This is a genomic window from Thalassospira sp. MIT121401, from assembly GCF_047125595.1.
In the GTDB taxonomy this organism is placed as follows: domain Bacteria; phylum Pseudomonadota; class Alphaproteobacteria; order Rhodospirillales; family Thalassospiraceae; genus Thalassospira; species Thalassospira povalilytica.
This window is the reverse complement of record NZ_CP138926.1, coordinates 1,222,796-1,236,155: the sequence shown is the minus strand read 5'-3', so window position 1 is coordinate 1,236,155 and position 13,360 is coordinate 1,222,796. Positions and strand designations below refer to the sequence as shown.

The window sequence follows — 13,360 nt, the reverse complement described above, 5'->3', positions numbered from 1 at the left end:
CGTTGCAAATATTCGTTGCGGCGAATATAGCGCCCAGCCCCCTATCCAGACATCCTCATTTGAGGAGTAAACTACATACCTATGGATAGGATTTTGAACCTCATCCCAAAAAAGATTGGGCCATGACAGTTTCCCGTCATGACCCCTTTCAGATCGATGGTCCCTGGCAACATTGCCAAAGCCGATATGCCCGTTAGCGCGCCAGTACAAGGGCCGCTTCGCGGGTCCGTCCGACATTGCTTTGTACTGCGGACGATGCATCGCGGATGAAATTGACGCTGCTTGAAAACTGCTCGACCGATGTTGCCATGCTTTGCATGCTGCTTGACACCTGTTGGGTCACCGCACTTTGCTCCTCAACAGCTGACGAAATGGTGGTCACATTGTTCAACACACCTTCGACTTCGTTGCGGATTGCACCAAGCACGTCGGATACTTCGACCGAAATGCTCTGCACCCCTTCGATCTCGCTTGTGATCTGTTCGGTTGCCTTGGCGACCTGATTGGCAAGGCTCTTGACCTCGTTGGCGACAACGGCAAAACCTTTGCCGGCTTCACCGGCACGGGCCGATTCAATCGTCGCATTCAGCGCAAGCAGGTTAATCTGACCTGCAATGTCCTGGATCACATCGATGATGCTGCCCATGGCGGCGACCACTTCGTTCATTTTTTCGGTCGATGCACCAGCAGCAATCGATTTCTCGAACACCTGATCGGTGGTCGCGCGGGCTTCTGCCATGCTGCGCGAGATTTCCGAAATCGATGCGGCAAGCTGTTCGGCGCCGGCGGCAACAGTCTGGACGTTGGCCGACGTTTTTTCGCAGGACGAATAGGCATCGCTGGAGCGCTGATCAAGGTCGCTCAGACTGCGATCGATTTCGCCGAAATTGTTGTCGATCATCTTTTTAAGATCGGTCAGAAGCGTGATCTGATCGGTAATATCAATGGCGTATTTGACCACCTTGTAAGGCACGCCATTGGCGTCAAAGATCGGGTTATAGGATGCCTCGATCCAGATTTCCTTGCCACCCTTGGCAAACCGCTTGAATTGCTGCGAACAGAAATTGCCCTTGGCCAGTTCGCGCCAGAAATCGACATATTCCTGGCTTTTGGCATAATCACGGTCGACAAAAAGACGGTGATGCTTGCCGACAATTTCCGACAACTGATAACCCATAACCGACAGGAAATTGTCATTGGCATCAAGGATCGTACCGTTCAGATCGAACTCGATAACGGCCTGACTGCGGTTGATGGCATTTACCTTGCCTTCAAAGCTCGCCAGCATTTCCTGACGCTTGGTGATGTCGGACGCAAATTTGACGATCTTGACGACCTTGCCCTTGCGATCGCGCACCGGGTTATAGGTGGCCTCGATCCAGACCTGGCGACCTGATTTGGTGATTCGCGGGAATGCGGCACTTTTGAACGACCCCGCCCGCAGATCGGACCAGAAGGTCTCGTAATCCGGGCTCTTGCGGATGTCTTCGGGCACAAAGATCGCGTGCGGTTTGCCGACGATCTCGGACAGCTCGTATTCCATGACCGACAGGAAGTTCTTGTTTGCGCGCAAAACCTTGCCCTGCAAATCGAACTCGATAACCGCCAGCGATTGTTCCAGTGCATCAAGCGTTCTTGCAGCGGCGTGGGCGTCACCACGCTTGAATAAGTCGAAAAGTCCCATGTGATGTCCTCTCACTCAGCATCAGGAAAACGACTTAGCCATAACCAGCCCGATGCATTAGGATAGGATACTATACAAAAGAACTAAGTAAACCTATCCTCATATGAGGAGGATCACTGCAACCTATCAGGGAATCTGAAACCGGGCATAAAAAATGGCGGCATATCAAACGACATGCCGCCATCATCTGCCTGCAAAAGGCCGCTTATTTTTCGACGAAGGCCTTCTCGATCACAAAGTGACCGGGTTCGTTCATGTTGCCTTCCTTGCCGCCCCACTCGACCAGCATCTGGCGGGTGTCGGCAATCATTTCCGGGTTGCCACACAGCATGAAGCGGTCATTTTCAAGGCTCGGCTTGGGCAGGCCAAGGTCGTCATACAGCTTGCCGGACTTCATCAGTTCGGTGATGCGGCCCTGGTTTTTGAATTCCTCGCGGGTCACGGTCGGATAGTACAGAAGCTTGTTCTGGACATCTTCGCCAAAGAACTCGTTATTGGGCAGTTCGCTGTGAATGAATTCCTGATAGGCCAGTTCACGTACCTCGCGGCAGCCATGAACAAGGATGACCTTTTCATAGCGCTCATAGGTTTCATAATCGCGAATGACGCTCATGAACGGTGCCAGACCGGTACCGGTCGACAGCAGCCACAGATTCTTGCCCGGAAGCAGGTTGTCATGAATAAGCGTACCGGTCGGCTTGCGCCCGACCAGAATCTTGTCCCCGACCTTGATGTGCTGCAAACGCGATGTCAGCGGGCCGTTCGGCACCTTGATCGAAAAGAATTCAAGCTCTTCGTCATAATTTGCACTGACCATCGAATAGGCGCGCAAAAGCGGCTTGCCTTCGACTTCGAGTCCGATCATAGCGAACTGACCATTGATGAATCGGAAGCCCGGATCGCGGGTGGTTTTGAACGTGAAGAGTGTGTCAGTCCAGTGATGGACGTAAGTGACTGTTTCTTCGTTAAAATTGCTGGCCATAACGCTACATCAATCCGTTTCGTCTGTCTGTTTGTGGAACCGTGGCGGGAAACACGGAGTTTTATCCCGGCACGCATTCCATGCCAAGTTGGCGCGATTTAACATCAATCAAACGTATATCGCAAGGAAACAATCCATATTTCTTGTCATTTTGTGTAAATTACATAAAACAATACAAATTAAGTGTAGAATATTGTCTGACAATCAGGCACAGTATGCAGACTGAACCCGCTTGGCAAGATATTCTGCAGGCTTGATATACCCTGCCTTGCGGCGACACAATGATACATCTCAATGCGGTGATATATGACGCAATCCGTTGCCGGAAACTCCGACCCGCTGACTGTTCAGCAAATCGCGGATGCGATTACCAGCGCCATCCGCGAAGGACGTCTGGTGCCCGGACAACGGCTGACGGAAATCGATTTTGCCAAAAAGCTCAATGTCAGCCGCCCCTCGGTACGCGAAGCCTTCCGTCAGCTCAGCTCGGACGGCCTGCTGTTATCCCAGCCCTATCGTGGGGTCAGTGTTCGCCACATGACAAGGCGCGAGGTTGATGATCTTTTCACCGTGCGCGGCGCGCTTGAAGGATTGGCTGTCCGTCTGGCAACCCCGGTCCTTGCATCGGCGATCACACCGCTTGAAACCATCCAGACCGCGCTTGATGCGGCCGAAGCATCGCGTGACCTCAATGCCATGTCGCGCCATAACCTTGCCTTTCACATGCTGTTTGCCGATGTCAGCAGGAATGAATTGCTCCGTGAACAGCTTCGCCGGATCGCCAACAATGTCTATTGGCTGCAATTTCGGGTTCTGGTTGCCGATGAAAAGGTCCTGGCAACCAATGCCGCCCACCGCCAGTTGCTCGAAGCCGTAAGGGTCAATGACGCCAAACAGGCCGAAACCATCATGATCGACCATATCGATCAATCCAGACAGCTGGTCCAGGCCCTGTCAGATGACCATTTCGCCGCCCCGGCGTCCGACTGACTGCCGCGCGGCATTCGAAAAACCAGCCTCCAATACTTCATCCACCCACCTGCACTGACAACAGAACGGGTGCGGCTCTCACATCCCATAGCATCCCCTTCCCAGCACGGCACGGCACGGCACGGCACGGCACGGCACGGCACGGCAAGGCAAGGCAAGGCAAGGCAAGGCAAGGCATATTTTATCGCTTGCTGGCTCTGACCATCACATTTACGATTGTCTGACAATTTAAACTAACAACATTTCAGGAAGCGTCATGTCTGCCGCCAAGAAACTCACTACCGAATTTGTGCCGATCCCCCTGCCCGACTATCGGGAATATGACATTGCCGACATGCGGGCCCGGGCGCAGGCCTTTTATAACGACATCAAAACGCGCCATACCGTCCGCGATTTTTCCGACCGCCCGGTGCCGCGCGACATTATTGAAACCTGCATTCGCGCCGCTGGAACCGCACCGAATGGCGCCAATCATCAGCCCTGGCATTTCTCGGTAATCGGCGACCCGGCGATGAAAAAGCAAATCCGTCTTGCTGCCGAGGAAGAAGAACGCGCCTTTTACGAAGGCCGCGCTGGCGAAGAATGGCTTGATGCCCTCAAACCGCTGGGAACCGATGACAGCAAACCGTTCCTTGAAACCGCACCCTGGCTGATTTGTATCTTTGGCGAACGCAAAAGCACCTCTGCCGATGGCAAGTTGCGCAAGAACTATTACGTACCGGAATCCGTTTCCATCGCCACCGGTTTTCTGATTGCCGCCCTGCATCGTGCCGGTCTTGCCACCCTGACCCACACGCCAAACCCGATGAGCTTCCTGACCGAAATCTGTGGCCGCCCCGATCACAACAAACCCTATATCCTGCTTGTCACCGGCTATCCCGCATCCGACGCCACCATCCCGGCCCACGCGACCGAGAAAAAGGACCTGTCGGAAATCGCGACATTCTTTTAAGCGCGCCATTCCCAGTGATTGCACCATCTGCCGCATACCTGAAACCGGCAAGGATCTGGCAACAAAAAAGCCCCGCAATCTGGCGGGGCTTTTGCTTTGCTATTGCGCGATCAATTGCCGATCGGCAGCACCAGACGTACACGAAGGCCACCGCCCGGCGCATCTTCAAGATACACATCACCGCCATGGCCGCGCGCGGAGTCACGTGCGATGGTCATGCCAAGCCCGACCCCGCCGGTGGCCTGATTGCGCGATTCCTCAAGCCGGTAAAACGGTTTGAAGACTTCTTCGCGCTTTTCGGCCGGGATGCCCGGCCCGTCATCATCAAACACGATCTCATAATCCTGACCTCGACGACCGGCGCGGACCGACAGATTGTTGGCATAACGCCCGGCATTGGACATGATATTGGAAATGCAGCGGCGCAGGGATTGCGGTCGCACATCCATTTCCAGACTGTCTTCGATATGAAGATCGATCTGCTGCCCGTCGCGAAGGGCCTCGCCGACCTGATCGGTCAAAAGCTTGCCGATATCGGTTGTCTCGGCCTTTTCGCCTTCTTCCCCGCGCGCGAATGCCAGATAGGCATCAACCATGCGCTCCATATCGATCACATCCTGTTTCAGGGCATCGACACCGGGCGATGATTGCTGCATGGCAAGTTCAAGCTTCATGCGTGTCAGTGGTGTCCGCAAGTCATGCGACACCCCGGCCAGAAGTGCGGTCCTCTGCGACAGATGGCGGGCAATGCGGTCACGCATCGACATAAACGACGTTGCCGCCATCCGGACTTCGGCTGCCCCTTCGGGTTTGAAATCGCCAACCTCGACCCCGCGGCCGAACTGATCGGCAGCCTTGGCCAGACGGCGGATCGGCCGCACCTGATTGCGCATGAAGATCACGGCAACCCCGTAAAGGATCAGCGCAGAACCGGCGATCCACATAAAGAAGATATAGGTCGTCGAACTGTAAAGCCGTTTGCGTGGTGCAACGATCGACAGGACACCTTCCTTGAACTGTACCCGGATTTCCAGGCGGCGGTTATCCAGATCAAGATTGAAATAAAATGGCCGCTGCACCCGTTCGCTCAGCGCGACAAACAGTTCCTCCGACACCAGTCCAAGCGGGGGATCGAGTGTTTGCTCGCCCAGAATTTCGTTCGGTTCGAAAACGATATCAAGCTGCATATGCGCTCGCGCGGAATGCTGCAGGGAACGATAGTGATCCTCGTCGGGATATTCGTTCAGATAGTCAATGACATAGGCAACATCGCCTGCAAGCCCGCGGCTGAGCTGGCGGGCAACCGTATCCCAGTGACGTTCGAAAAAGATCAGAACGGTGACGATTTGCAGCAACAGCATCGGCGTCATCAGAATCAGCAACGACCGCCCCAAAAGGCCCGTCGGCATCAATGACTTGATCGGGCTTTTTTGTTCACTACCCACAGTGCAATTCCCTGTTCATTTCAGCACTACCGTCTCGTTCTCGGATCTTGTTCAATCGGCATAAAGGACATAGCCCCGACCACGTACAGTCTGCAAGTATCTTGGTTGTTTCGGGTCTTCTTCGAATTTGCGACGAAGACGGGTCACCTGCACATCGATACTGCGCGACGCCGCCGGATCAACGGCATTGCCGCTGATCATTTCATGAAGTTGTTCGCGTGACGTGGTTTGTCCACGCCGCTTGATCAGGGCAGCCAACAACGCCTGCTCGGCGGTTGTCAGATAGACATGCTCGCCCTCGCATTGCAGCGTCATTTTACCAAGATCAAAGCTGAAGCGACCAAAACATACAATATCGGATCGGGCAATCTCTGTGGCCGGTTCGACCGGTTCGGGCTGTTCCCCGTAACGGCGCAGGATCGCCTCGATCCGCAGAACCAGCTCGCGCGGCTCGAACGGTTTGGCCAGATAATCATCAACCCCGGCTTCAAGCCCGGCAATCCGGTCCTCGGTTTCCGACAGGGCGGTAAGCAAAAGGATCGGTACTTTCGATCCTGATTCGCGCAGGCTGCGCGCAAGATCAACACCCTTTTCACCGGGCATCAGGACATCAAGAACGATCAGATCAAATTGCAGCCCGGCCAGGCTTGCCCGTGCATGGGCCGCATCCCTCGCAGCCGAGACCGAAAACCCGTTTTCACCAAGATAGCGGGTCAGCAAATCACGCAGGCGATCATCATCATCGACCACCAGAATATGTGGCTGATCAGCACCAGTCATTGCAGGCCCCCAACGATCGAGATCAATCTCATTCAATGCCCAGTAACTTGGCGATAAAGTGTTTCAAAAGCGTAAGGATCAAGGCGCCAAGACCATGGAACCATGCAATAAAGTGCCCCGCGCCACTGACGCAAGACACTTTATATATCAATATATGGCGTAATTGAGTTTTGCGGATCAAACATCGGCGCAACGCCCCGCCATCCCGACGCGATCCCCATCCACGACGCGGCTATAATCCGACTGTGATACGACTGGGACGCGGCTGCGACACGGCCATAATTGGGATGCGGCCATACCGCCGGGGCGCTTCCACCGCCGTCAGGCCCGACACAAGCCCCCAACATCCACCACAGGGCGTCCGCTATAGGGCATCCGCCTTAGGGCCCCGCGAACAGAACCATCAGGATCAGGATCAGCACCAAGACCAAGATCAAGATCAAGATCAAGATCAAGATCAAGATCAAGCATCGGCCACCGGAACTTGCCCGCCGCAAGCAGCGGCTTTTTAACCGGCGCGTTTTTAACCGGCGCGCTGGCGCAATCCGGTCGGGCCGTCGTCGCCGAACCGCTTGCGGTCTTCCTCGCCCAGCATGCCAAGCATCACCTTGCGGAACCCTTCGACCGATTCTGCCCCCGCTTCGCGATAGGCCGCTGCAATCAGGGCGCGCTGCTTTTCGGTCAGTTCGCGTTCAAGCGCCTCCCCCTTTTCGGTCAGGGTCAGCAAACGCTGTCTGCGGTCCTGCAATCCGGTGCGCTGTTCGATGAACCCTTCGCGCACCAGCTGGCCCAGCACGCGTGACAGCGACTGTTTGGTGATTTTCAGAATCGACAACAGATCACTGACAGTAATTCCGGGATTGCGGCTGACGAAATAAATGACCCGGTGATGGGCGCGCCCGAAATTATATTGCTCAAGCATCTGGTCCGCGACCGCGGTGAAATCGCGATAGGCATAGAACAGCAATTCGATGCCCTGCCTAAGCTCTTCTTCCCGCAGGAAAAGCGGATTGACTTTACGTGTAGAGATATCTGCCATGCTTATCCGTTAAGTCAGTTTTATTGACATATTAATCTATGAATGTTACTTCGACCAGACAAATAAGGACATAAAGTTACGTCCAGGAACGATTTTGAATTGGAATTTGGCAAATGACGACTCCAACCTTCGATAACCGTGATGGTTTTATCTGGTATAATGGTGAACTAAAACCTTGGCGTGAAAGCACTTTGCACGTGCTGAGCCACGCTGTCCATTATGGCAGTGCGGTTTTTGAAGGTGAACGTTGCTACAATGGCAAGGTCTTCAAGCTGGCTGAACATGGCGAACGCCTGATCAAGTCCGGTGAAATCCTGGATATGAAGATCCCCTATGGCGCCAAGGAACTTGATGATGCGGTCATCGAAACCCTTGCTGCCAACAACATTACCGAAGGCTATATCCGTCGTATTGCCTGGCGTGGCAGTGAAATGATGGGCGTTTCCGCCCAGTCGACCCGCATCAATGTGGCGATTGCCTGCTGGGAATGGCCGAGCTATTTCGCACCGGAAGAACGTCTTAAGGGCATCCGCCTTGACCTGTCGAAATGGGCCCGTCCGGCACCGAACACCGCGCCGACCAATGCCAAGGCAGCCGGTCTTTACATGATCTGCACCCTGTCCAAGCACGAGGCAGAGCGCAAGGGTTATGCCGATGCCCTGCTGCTTGATTACCGCGGTCATGTCGCCGAGGCGACCGGTGCGAACGTCTTCTTTGTCAAGGATGGCAAAATCCATACCCCGACCCCGGATTGCTTCCTGGATGGCATCACCCGCCGTACCGTGATCGGCCTTGCCAAAGCGCGCGGTTATGAAGTCATTGAACGGACCATCATGCCCGAAGAAATGGCAGATTTCGAAGAATGCTTCCTGACCGGCACCGCGGCTGAAGTCACCCCGGTTGCCGAAATCGGCCAGTACAAATTCACCCCGGCCACCGTCTGCAAGACGCTGATGGAAGATTACATGGCGCTGGTCCGTGGCGAAAAAGCTGCTGTCGCCGCCGAGTAAGTCTGCATTTAATAATCGCACCGATTATTAAATTTTGCCAAATAATCAACCCGGTCCTGATGGGCCGGGTTTTTTATTGCCCGCCGCCAAACCGCATGGCTAAGTCGCATTCCAGCACGCAGCCCCCAGCCAAGGCCGAAATCGATGCCCCAAAAGTCTGATGATTTAAAACCCGACCACCAGTTTCTGTATCAGACCCACTCGCCCTTTGCCCGCAAGGTACTGGTCTTTGCCATCGAGGCGGGCCTGCGAAACCGGCTTGAGGTCATCCATCACGAAACCAGCCCGACCAATCGCAATGATGCGATCTTTGCCGCCAATCCGCTGGGCAAGGTGCCGGTTCTCGTTCTGCCTGATGGCATGGCGCTTTATGATTCACTGGTGATTTGTGACTATCTCGACCGGCTGCATGGCGGGCGCAAGCTGATCCCCCACAAGATGCCAAAACGGCTGCATGCCTTGCGTTTGCATGCCCTGGCACAAGGCATGTGCGATGCCGGGGTGCTGTATCGCTGGGAAACCGCGCGCCGCCCGGAACCTTTACGCTATCCGCCCCTGGCCGACGGACAGAAAGCCAAACTGATCGAAACCTTCGACTATCTCGAAGCAAATCTTGATCCCCAACACCCGATCACCATCGGCCATATTGCCCTTGCCACCGGACTTGACTGGATCACCTTTCGCGATCTGGTCGACTTCCAAACCGGCCGCCCGACCCTGAGCAAATGGTATGAGGATTTCCGCGCCCGCCCATCCATGACCCGAACCACCTTTAGCGGCCAAACCCATGATTAGGCGTAAGCACCTGTAATCAATTGGACAATCAGGATTTCAATTCCTCACACAATATAACATCTCCCCAGCGCGACCGGCGTCGCACAAGCCCCCCCTGCATTCAGCACGCGTAAACGAGGCATTCTGCCATGGCCCTGGCTGGCAGGAGGCAGGAGGCAAGAGCCACAGAAAGAAGGAAAGGCACGATCCCCCAGCGCGGGAGAATGGTGCCTTTCTGTCAATGTGCGATCCGTCGGACTTGATATCTAGCCATCTGTCGAGATGGTCAAATCCTTGTATCGGGCGATTTCGTCCTGCATGCGGTTCAGTTTATCGGATACCAACTGATAGGCATCACTGCCCAACAACAACTGCGCGGGCGGGTTATCCATTTTGACCAGTTCAAGCACGGCCAGCGCCAGCTTGTCGGGGTTGCCCAATTGTTTGCCGCTTTTTTCCAGACGCGCCTTTCGGATCGGTTCGAACAGGGTGTCATAATCCGGGATTGACCGATCTGTTCGTACCATCGACCGCCCTGCCCAGTCGGTTCTGAATGAACCGGGACAAACCGCTGTGACATGCACACCAAAAGGTGCCATTTCAGCGCGCATCACTTCTGAAATCCCCTGAAGGGCGAATTTGCTGCCACAGTAATAGGCAATACCCGGCATGGTTATCAACCCACCCATGGACGTGATATTGACGATGGAACCGGAACGGCGTTGACGGAAACGCGACAAGAATGCCTTGGCCACCGCAGTCGCACCAAAGACATTGACGTCAAATTGCCGACGCATTTCATCAAGCGGGGATTCTTCCAGAACGCCTTCATGGCCGTAGCCAGCGTTGTTGATCAAAACGTCAACAGGACCGAAATCATGTTCGGCCGTCGCGACAATGTCCGGAATGGCATCGAAATCGGTGACATCCATCTGCACCGGAGAAAGACCGGGCAGCTCAGACTTCAGGTAAGCACGGGCGACGTCCGAACGCACGGTGCCAATCACAATATGGCCTGCATCAAGGGCTGCTTTGGCGATGGCAAACCCGAAACCGGAATTAGCACCGGTTATGAAAAAGCGCTTGATCATAAGACGTGATCCTTTCATTGACTTGATAAGATGACAAATTGTCAAATATTATCAAATCGAGCTGAAATACACGCCAGATACGCTAAGTTTAATGCCTAATCCTATGAATGACCGCAATGACCGAACGCCCGACCGCCAACCTTGCCGAACTCGCCGCGGCACTTGCCCCCAAAGAGGGCTATAACCAGCAGCCGATCAAAGGCCTGCGCCTGTTGCGCAGTGAAAGCGTGCTGCACAATGTTCCGGTGCTGTATCAGCCTGGCGTCGTCTTTGTCTGTCAGGGCAGCAAACGCGGCATTCTTGATGGCGATGTCTTTGTATATGACGAGGAGCATTATCTGGCCGTCGCGGTCCCTGTGCCTTTTCGCATGGAGTCTGCCGCCAGTCCGGAGCGCCCATTGCTTGCCATATATCTTGATTTTGACATGCGGCTGCTGGCTGAAGTGATTAGCACGCTTGAACAGCACGGGGCTCAAAACACCGCGATGGCGGATGCTGAAACGCTGATCTCGACCAAAATAGATGGTGAAATACAGGATGTTCTGCGCAGGTTGCTGACCGCCCTGCAAAGCCCGGTCGAAACGGCCGTCCTCGGCGATGGCCTGTTGCGGGAATTGTATTTCCGCATTTTGAGCGGCCCGCAAGGCAGCAACATGATTGCGGCGCTGACCCAACGTGGCAACACAGGAAGGATTATGCGCAGCCTTGGCTATCTGCGCGAGAATTTCACCAAGCCGATATCGATTTCCGACCTGGCATCCCAAGCAGGGATGAGCGTGCCATCCTATCACGCATATTTTCGGCGGCTCCTTGGCAGCAGCCCCGGCCAATACATCAAATCCATGAGGCTTCATGAGGCACGCCTGTTGCTGGCACGCCAAGGCCAGACGGTTGCAGAGGTTGCCAACACGGTCGGTTATCTCAGCACGTCGCAATTCAGTCGGGAATTCAAACGCCACTTTGGCAAAACCGCATCCGAGGAAGTCAGATGGATGAAGCAGCATCTCGGGGAACTGCCGCACGATCATTCGCACATGCCTGCCAAATTCGATTAAGGGATCGGGACGGATTTCGGATTTTGGGATGATTTGCCGGGGTGGGTTTTGGGCGTTGTGCTGTGCTAATGGTCTGAGGCTGTTGGCCGGAGATGTGTGCGTGTTGCGTACTTCACACCCAACCATTTGGAATAATACTTTCGGATAGTATTTTACCGTTGGTTACGGTAAAACTAATTTATAAAGAACAAAAGAGAATGAGGGAACGTCATGCGGTTCAGGCAGTCTGTGTTGGGCATAGCTGCATGGTTTTTCGCGTCCGTGTCCGGTGCCGACGCCAAACCGCCAGAACATATCCAGACCATCCGCATTCCGGTCAAACAGGCCGATATCGCGGGTGTGGAAGCCTGTATCAACAGCGGGTCGGAAGACTGTCGGAAATGCCGGATTCCGGGGCAGTCCAACCTGTCACTGATGAATTACACATTGCTGCGCGAGGCCCTGACGGCCGGCGGGATCAAAGCCGAGGTCGTGCCGGTGCAGTCCCCCAATTCCGAACGCAGCCGCAAAATGATCCAGGCCGGCATTGCCGATGTCAAAACCGACTGGGTGTTCAATATTTCCCCGGCGGAAGGGGCGCTTAAAACCGCCCCGCTGTTTCAGTCAGGCGAAATCGAAAAGGGCCTTTACGCCCGCCCGGGATTTATGGCGGATGATCTGCCAGAAACACTCGAAGATATCGGGACATTGCGCGCGGTCGGCATTCGCACCTGGCGACTGGACTGGCAGGTTCTTGAAAGCCTGCCGGTTGCAAGCCTGATCAGTGCGGCGACAACCAGACAAATGTTTTCGCTGATTGATGCCGGACGGGCCGATTTCACATTGCTTGAATTCTCGTCACAGGAAGATATGGGCCGCGAGATTGACGGGATCTGGCTTTACCCGATCACCGGGATCAAGGTGTCGCTGCCGGCAACCCAGCATTTCATGGTGTCTGACCAGCTTGAAGACGCCAACAAAGTCGTTGCCGCACTCGATCGCGGGATCCGTGTGATGCGCGATAACGGCTTTATCCACCGCTGTCTGGTCAATAACGGCGTCATCAACCCGGCGGTCGAGAACTGGCACAACCTGAACAGCCCGCACGCAACGACCAAGCCCGCAGCCCCGGCCGTTTCCACCCAGTAGCGCCACTGCCATCCGCGACAAAGCGAACAGGCCGTCGTATGGCTAGGCAAGCTTTGCCTTGTCTAGCCTCCTTGCCTTGCCTTGCCTTGCCTTGCCTTCCCCTCCCTTGCCGTTGCCGTTGCCGTTGCCGTTGCCGTTGCCGTTGCCGTTGCCGTGGCTTTCGGCATTTCCACGACCTTTGCAATTGCCTTTGTCCTCATTCTGACTCTGGCTATGTCCCCGGCCCGGCTTTTGCCGTGATGGAGCGGGGTTCGGGTCGGAGCTAGAGCTAGAGCTAGAGCTGGGGCTGGTGCCGTTGTGGCGCCAGTGCCGGTGTGGTGCCAGTGCCGGTGTGGCGCCGAAGCGAACGCAGCGGGCGTGATGCCTTGATTATCTTGATCGTCTTGATCGCTGCGTTCGAGGGTTGGCCGATGGCTTTGGTTAGTTCGGG

The 13,360-nt window shown here is 55.0% G+C and carries 13 protein-coding genes; 6 read left to right on the top strand and 7 right to left on the bottom strand.

All coding sequences use genetic code 11. The features are described 5' to 3' along the window. Nucleotides 1-193: 193 nt before the first annotated feature. Together SIB88_RS05555 and SIB88_RS05550 are read right to left on the bottom strand one after the other, a co-directional pair. Entirely contained in the window at nt 194-1,684 is a 1,491-nt protein-coding gene (locus SIB88_RS05555; RefSeq protein WP_101245589.1) for a PAS domain-containing methyl-accepting chemotaxis protein, read from the bottom strand. A gap of 205 nt (nt 1,685-1,889) precedes the next feature. Continuing rightward, entirely contained in the window at nt 1,890-2,666 is a 777-nt protein-coding gene (locus SIB88_RS05550) for a ferredoxin--NADP reductase (RefSeq protein WP_068518313.1), read from the bottom strand. A gap of 306 nt (nt 2,667-2,972) precedes the next feature. Between SIB88_RS05550 and SIB88_RS05545 the strand changes: the two genes are divergently transcribed. Together SIB88_RS05545 and SIB88_RS05540 are read left to right on the top strand one after the other, a co-directional pair. After that, nucleotides 2,973-3,656, top strand: coding sequence for a GntR family transcriptional regulator (locus SIB88_RS05545; RefSeq protein WP_412557552.1), 684 nt, complete (start codon nt 2,973-2,975; stop codon nt 3,654-3,656). A 256-nt stretch (nt 3,657-3,912) separates the two neighbouring features. Next, on the top strand, nt 3,913-4,608 hold the full coding sequence (locus SIB88_RS05540; RefSeq protein WP_289078974.1) for a nitroreductase family protein: 696 nt from the start codon (nt 3,913-3,915) through the stop codon (nt 4,606-4,608). 110 nt (nt 4,609-4,718) lie between these two features. Here SIB88_RS05540 and SIB88_RS05535 read toward each other — a convergent pair whose 3' ends face one another. The 4 genes from SIB88_RS05535 to SIB88_RS05520 all read right to left on the bottom strand — a co-directional run bounded on the left by SIB88_RS05535 (nt 4,719) and on the right by SIB88_RS05520 (nt 7,872). Next, on the bottom strand, nt 4,719-6,053 hold the full coding sequence (locus SIB88_RS05535; protein WP_231856699.1) for an ATP-binding protein: 1,335 nt from the start codon (nt 6,051-6,053) through the stop codon (nt 4,719-4,721). A 51-nt stretch (nt 6,054-6,104) separates the two neighbouring features. Continuing rightward, on the bottom strand, nt 6,105-6,833 hold the full coding sequence (locus SIB88_RS05530) for a response regulator (protein WP_101245585.1): 729 nt from the start codon (nt 6,831-6,833) through the stop codon (nt 6,105-6,107). A 321-nt stretch (nt 6,834-7,154) separates the two neighbouring features. Beyond that, nucleotides 7,155-7,304: a hypothetical protein gene (locus tag SIB88_RS05525; RefSeq protein WP_412557551.1), complete on the bottom strand. Its 150-nt coding sequence runs from the start codon at nt 7,302-7,304 to the stop codon at nt 7,155-7,157. Nucleotides 7,305-7,356: 52 nt separating this feature from the next. Continuing rightward, complete coding sequence (locus SIB88_RS05520) at nt 7,357-7,872, bottom strand: MarR family winged helix-turn-helix transcriptional regulator (protein WP_068518317.1); 516 nt, start codon at nt 7,870-7,872, stop codon at nt 7,357-7,359. 113 nt (nt 7,873-7,985) lie between these two features. On the opposite strand from SIB88_RS05520, the gene SIB88_RS05515 reads away from it, so the two are divergent. Beyond that, nucleotides 7,986-8,882: a branched-chain amino acid aminotransferase gene (locus tag SIB88_RS05515; protein WP_068518318.1), complete on the top strand. Its 897-nt coding sequence runs from the start codon at nt 7,986-7,988 to the stop codon at nt 8,880-8,882. Between the two features lie 144 nt (nt 8,883-9,026). Beyond that, nucleotides 9,027-9,677 carry a glutathione S-transferase family protein gene (locus tag SIB88_RS05510; protein ID WP_412557550.1) on the top strand — a complete coding sequence of 217 codons (651 nt, stop codon included), beginning with the start codon at nt 9,027-9,029 and terminating at the stop codon, nt 9,675-9,677. A gap of 245 nt (nt 9,678-9,922) precedes the next feature. On the opposite strand, the gene SIB88_RS05505 is transcribed toward SIB88_RS05510, so the two are convergent. Further along, nucleotides 9,923-10,747, bottom strand: a complete 825-nt coding sequence (locus tag SIB88_RS05505) for an oxidoreductase (protein ID WP_228196207.1) — start codon at nt 10,745-10,747, stop codon at nt 9,923-9,925. A 116-nt stretch (nt 10,748-10,863) separates the two neighbouring features. Between SIB88_RS05505 and SIB88_RS05500 the strand changes: the two genes are divergently transcribed. Beyond that, entirely contained in the window at nt 10,864-11,802 is a 939-nt protein-coding gene (locus SIB88_RS05500; protein WP_228196206.1) for an AraC family transcriptional regulator, read from the top strand. 261 nt (nt 11,803-12,063) lie between these two features. Continuing rightward, a complete protein-coding gene (locus SIB88_RS05495; RefSeq protein WP_412557549.1) occupies nt 12,064-12,930 on the top strand; it encodes a hypothetical protein in 867 nt (288 codons plus the stop codon). The last annotated feature ends 430 nt before the right edge of the window (nt 12,931-13,360 follow it).

What these genes read in the sequence shown, in the direction of transcription:
- SIB88_RS05555 (WP_101245589.1), bottom strand. Translation starts at nt 1,684, where the DNA reads ATGGGACTTTTCGACTTATTCAAGCGTGGTGACGCCCACGCCGCTGCA.
- SIB88_RS05550 (WP_068518313.1), bottom strand. Translation starts at nt 2,666, where the DNA reads ATGGCCAGCAATTTTAACGAAGAAACAGTCACTTACGTCCATCACTGG.
- SIB88_RS05545 (WP_412557552.1), top strand. Translation starts at nt 2,973, where the DNA reads ATGACGCAATCCGTTGCCGGAAACTCCGACCCGCTGACTGTTCAGCAA.
- SIB88_RS05540 (WP_289078974.1), top strand. Translation starts at nt 3,913, where the DNA reads ATGTCTGCCGCCAAGAAACTCACTACCGAATTTGTGCCGATCCCCCTG.
- SIB88_RS05530 (WP_101245585.1), bottom strand. Translation starts at nt 6,833, where the DNA reads ATGACTGGTGCTGATCAGCCACATATTCTGGTGGTCGATGATGATGAT.
- SIB88_RS05525 (WP_412557551.1), bottom strand. Translation starts at nt 7,304, where the DNA reads ATGCTTGATCTTGATCTTGATCTTGATCTTGATCTTGATCTTGGTCTT.
- SIB88_RS05520 (WP_068518317.1), bottom strand. Translation starts at nt 7,872, where the DNA reads ATGGCAGATATCTCTACACGTAAAGTCAATCCGCTTTTCCTGCGGGAA.
- SIB88_RS05515 (WP_068518318.1), top strand. Translation starts at nt 7,986, where the DNA reads ATGACGACTCCAACCTTCGATAACCGTGATGGTTTTATCTGGTATAAT.
- SIB88_RS05510 (WP_412557550.1), top strand. Translation starts at nt 9,027, where the DNA reads ATGCCCCAAAAGTCTGATGATTTAAAACCCGACCACCAGTTTCTGTAT.
- SIB88_RS05505 (WP_228196207.1), bottom strand. Translation starts at nt 10,747, where the DNA reads ATGATCAAGCGCTTTTTCATAACCGGTGCTAATTCCGGTTTCGGGTTT.
- SIB88_RS05500 (WP_228196206.1), top strand. Translation starts at nt 10,864, where the DNA reads ATGACCGAACGCCCGACCGCCAACCTTGCCGAACTCGCCGCGGCACTT.